This window comes from Empedobacter sp. UBA5528, assembly GCF_002426075.1.
In the GTDB taxonomy this organism is placed as follows: Bacteria; Bacteroidota; Bacteroidia; order Flavobacteriales; family Weeksellaceae; genus Empedobacter; species Empedobacter falsenii_B.
Genome location: NZ_DINY01000018.1, coordinates 2295 through 6584 on the forward strand (window position 1 = coordinate 2295; position 4290 = coordinate 6584).

Sequence of the window (4290 nt, forward strand, 5' to 3'; positions counted from 1 at the left end):
ATTGCATTTCATTCGAGTTCATTTGCTGATGGAACATATGGAGGAGATCCAAATGGTTACATTATCGAAAGTGAAGGAAAGCGAGTTTACATCGCTGGTGATACAGCTTTGACATACGAAATGAAGTTGATTCCGGATACAATTGGACAACTTGATTTAGCAATTTTACCAATCGGAGATAATTTTACGATGGGGGCAAAAAGTGCTTCTATTGCGGCAGAATATGTGCAAGCAACTAAGGTTTTGGGTTATCATTATGATACTTTTCCACCAATTAAAATTGATAAAGCAGAAGCGAAATCTATTTTCTTTTCGCGTCATATTCAATTGATTTTATTAGAAATTGGCGAAGATTTAACGGTTTAAGAAATTCTTTACAATATATAAAAGCTCGAGATAATCTCAAGCTTTTTTATTGATTTGATCTCGGTTGAAAAAGATTATCTTTGCCGCAATTATTCGATAAAATTTATGATTACAGTTAATGATATTGCCGTTCAATTCGGTTCTTCAACGTTGTTTAGTGGAGTTAGTTTTGTGATAAATGAAAATGACAAAATTGCCTTAATGGGTAAAAATGGTGCAGGAAAATCTACTTTACTTAAGATTGTTGCAGGAATCAATAAACCTTCTTTGGGAAATATTTCAGCACCAAAAGATGCGGTAATTGCATATTTGCCGCAACATTTGTTAACCGAAGATAATTGTTCTGTTCGCGAAGAAACGTCAAAAGCTTTTGCTGAATATTTATCAATGAAGAATGAAATTGATGAATTAAATGAGCAATTAACTGTACGAACTGATTACGAAAGTGATGATTATATGAAGCTAATCGAACGCGTTTCGGAAGTCAGTGAAAAATTTTATTCGATAGAAGAAGTAAATTACGAAGCCGAAGTGGAAAAGGTTTTGAAAGGAATGGGATTTGCGCAAGAAGATTTGGATCGATCAACTTCTGAGTTTTCGGGAGGTTGGCGTATGCGAATCGAATTGGCTAAAATTCTTTTGCGTAAACCTGATTTGATTTTATTAGATGAGCCTACAAACCACTTGGATATCGAATCAATTCAATGGTTAGAGGATTTCTTGAAAAATCAAGCCAAAGCTGTTATGGTGATTTCGCACGACCGCACGTTTGTCGATAATATTACAAATCGCACTATTGAAGTTACAATGGGACGAATTTATGATTACAAAGCCAAATATTCTGACTATTTAGTGTTGCGTCAAGATCGTAGAATTCATCAGCAAAAAGCTTATGATGAGCAACAAAAATTCATAGCCGAAAATAAATTATTTATCGAACGTTTTCGCGGAACTTTCTCTAAAACAGAACAAGTACAATCACGCGTTCGTATGTTAGAAAAGTTAGATATTATCGAGGTTGATGAGGTTGATACTTCAGCTTTGAAATTGAAATTCCCTGCGGCTGCACGTTCTGGGCAATATCCTGTTGTAGTCGAAAATTTAGATAAATCGTATGGTGATCATATTGTGTTTAAGGATGCAAATATGGTCATCGAACGAGGACAAAAAGTGGCGTTGGTTGGGAAAAATGGTGAAGGAAAATCAACAATGATTAAAGCGATTATGAATGAAATTGATTTTGAAGGAAAATTAGAAATTGGTCATAATGCACAAATCGGATATTTTGCTCAAAATCAAGCTGCTTTATTAGATGAAGATTTAACTATTTTCGAAACTGTAGATCGCATTGCAGAAGGTGATATCAGAACACAAATTAAAAATATTTTGGGTGCATTCATGTTCAAAGGTGATGATATCGATAAGAAAGTAAAAGTGCTTTCTGGAGGAGAAAAAACACGTTTGGCAATGGTAAAATTGTTGTTAGAACCTTATAATGTCTTGATTTTAGATGAGCCAACAAATCACTTGGATATGAAAACAAAGGATATTATCAAAGATGCGTTGAAAGAATTTGAAGGAACAGTAATTTTAGTTTCTCACGATCGTGATTTCCTAGATGGATTGGCAGAGAAAGTTTTCGAATTTGGAAATAAACGTGTCAAAGAACATTTCGAAGATATCAAAGGTTTTCTTGCAACAAAGAAAATGGAAAACTTGAAAGAAATAGAAAAGTAAATTTTAGATAAAAACAAAAAATCCACTCAACTGAGTGGATTTTTTTATGCTTGTTTTTTCACGAATTTCGTTAAAATAACGATTAATTGTCCGTCAACTTTTCCTTCAATTTGTTCGGTATTATCATGAACTAAACGAATGTTTCGAACAGCAGTTCCAATTTTTGCATTGATAGAAGAACCTTTTACATCCAAATCTTTAATCAATGTCACCGTATCTCCATTCACCAAAATATTTCCATTGCTATCTTTGTGCAAATCCACACTTCCGTCACCTTCGTGATCGCCAGAAGCTTTTGCCCACTCCATATTTTCGTCATCTAAATACATCATGTCTAAAGCATCAGCAGCCCAAGATTCGTTTCTAAAGCGATTTAGCATTCGCCAAGAAAGCACTTGTACGGCAGGAACTTCGCTCCACATAGAAGAAAGTAAAAATGATTCCCAAAAAGAAGCATCTAATTCCTCTTTCTTTTCAATTTGGTTGATACATTTTTGTGTAATGTAAACATTTCGATCAGGATTACTACTTGCATCAGGATTCACTTCATAAATAGCTAAATCCTCTGTAAATCCTGTCAACTCACATTGGTTGCCACTTCTTTCTTGTAAAAATGTTTCTAATTTCATATGTTGATTTTAAAGCTTTGCAAAGATAACCTTTATTTAGAATTTAAACTTTTAAGGATTTTTAATCAGAATTATTTAAATTCGTTAAGAATAAAATTCAACCTTAAAATATGTTAGTAAAGAAAAACTCAGGTGAGTTAATTCCATATAATCCAAAAGCTTTAAAACGTTCATTAACGAAATCTGGCGCAAAAAAAGAGGAAGTTGAAGAAGTTTTCGAATTAGTTTCGAAAGATCTTTACGAGGGTATTCCGACAAGAGAATTGTATAAAATTGCTTTTGCCCATCTCAAAAATTATAGAAATTCGTATGCGGCGCGTTATAGCTTGAAAAGAGCTTTGCGAGATTTGGGACCAGAAGGATACTATTTCGAAAAGTGGATTGGAAAAGTGATGCAAGCGGCAGGATATCAATCTTTGCATTCAGAAATTGTACAAGGAAATGCGGTAACGCACGAAATAGATGTGGTGGCTTCTAAAGGTGATCAGTTACTTTTTTGCGAATGTAAATTTAGAAATGACGAAGATGCCAAAATTTCGGTGACAACACCGATGTATTTTTTATCACGAATGAAAGATGTAGAAGGTCATACGTATCATTTTTTTGGACGAGATATGAAACCAACAAAAGGTTTCTTGGTAACAAATGCTTATTTGACAACTGATAGTATAGATTTTGCAAATTATTATGGAATTGGATTAATTTCTTGGGATTATCCAGAAACAAATAGTATCAAATATTTGGTTGATAATGCGGCTTTGTATCCAATTACATGTTTAACGACTTTGACGCCAGAGCAAGAAAAAGTTCTTTTGTCAAAAGAATGTATTTTGGTGAAAGATTTAAAACAAAATAATAAGTTTTTAGATTCATTAAATTTGTCTCAAGAACAACGAAACGAAGTTTTGGAAGAAACGAATGAATTGTTAGAAATCGAGAATTTTACGTGCGAAATTGCTTAAAATGAAATAAAAAAGAAGCTCAATATTGAGCTTCTTTTGCTTTATAATTCTTTAAAAATCTCAAAACTATCTTTGTGATCGCACCAAAATTCATCCAAATTAATCATTCGATCTTTTAGGAACGGAATAATTTGCGGCCAATCGGTTTCTCTAAAAATACTAATGTTTTCTAAACGTATTTTTATTGTCGAAATCATTTTTCCGTCTTCGTCATAATCTTCTTTTGTCCAAATCCATTTTTCGCCAAGATAATTTTCCAAAACATTTTCATATTCCTCAAACTGTTCATAGATCATCAGTTGAACTGACGGATCTGGATGCGAAATTTCAATCGAAACCTCTGCAAACTTGCGTTCGACATCCGTTCTAAAATAAACACCTTTTATATCCGTTTTGTAATTTATCCAATTAATACGCGTTCCTTCGGCATTCATCTGCAATTTCATATACGTTCCATACGAAATCCAAAAATCCTTTTTTATACGATAAGCATCTTCTTTTGAAAACAAATTGATTATTTTTTTACAAAAATCGGTTTAATATTCTATTCAACAAAATTTCGAGAAAAATAGCTTGGATTGATTCTTGTTCTATTA

General features: G+C 33.0%; 5 protein-coding genes. 3 read left to right on the forward strand and 2 right to left on the reverse strand.

Features of this window, described 5'->3' with window-relative positions:
• Both B4L98_RS03900 and B4L98_RS03905 read left to right on the forward strand, forming a co-directional pair.
• On the forward strand, nt 1-366 hold a 366-nt coding region (locus tag B4L98_RS03900), incomplete at its 5' end, for an MBL fold metallo-hydrolase (RefSeq protein ID WP_414646666.1).
• 105 nt (nt 367-471) lie between these two features.
• Nucleotides 472-2103 (forward strand): ABC-F family ATP-binding cassette domain-containing protein, encoded by a 1632-nt coding sequence (locus B4L98_RS03905; RefSeq protein ID WP_291047093.1) that lies wholly within the window; start codon nt 472-474, stop codon nt 2101-2103.
• Between the two features lie 44 nt (nt 2104-2147).
• On the opposite strand, the gene B4L98_RS03910 is transcribed toward B4L98_RS03905, so the two are convergent.
• Complete coding sequence (locus tag B4L98_RS03910) at nt 2148-2732, reverse strand: PhnA domain-containing protein (protein WP_291047092.1); 585 nt, start codon at nt 2730-2732, stop codon at nt 2148-2150.
• A 110-nt stretch (nt 2733-2842) separates the two neighbouring features.
• On the opposite strand from B4L98_RS03910, the gene B4L98_RS03915 reads away from it, so the two are divergent.
• Entirely contained in the window at nt 2843-3694 is an 852-nt protein-coding gene (locus B4L98_RS03915) for an ATP cone domain-containing protein (protein ID WP_125350186.1), read from the forward strand.
• 41 nt (nt 3695-3735) lie between these two features.
• Here the strand turns inward: B4L98_RS03915 and B4L98_RS03920 are convergent, their stop codons facing one another.
• On the reverse strand, nt 3736-4203 hold the full coding sequence (locus tag B4L98_RS03920) for a DUF4268 domain-containing protein (RefSeq protein ID WP_125350185.1): 468 nt from the start codon (nt 4201-4203) through the stop codon (nt 3736-3738).
• Between the last annotated feature and the right edge of the window lie 87 nt (nt 4204-4290).

Excerpts from the sequence above, each read along its gene's own strand:
- B4L98_RS03905 (WP_291047093.1), top strand. The coding sequence starts at position 472 with ATGATTACAGTTAATGATATTGCCGTTCAATTCGGTTCTTCAACGTTG.
- B4L98_RS03910 (WP_291047092.1), bottom strand. The coding sequence starts at position 2,732 with ATGAAATTAGAAACATTTTTACAAGAAAGAAGTGGCAACCAATGTGAG.
- B4L98_RS03915 (WP_125350186.1), top strand. The coding sequence starts at position 2,843 with ATGTTAGTAAAGAAAAACTCAGGTGAGTTAATTCCATATAATCCAAAA.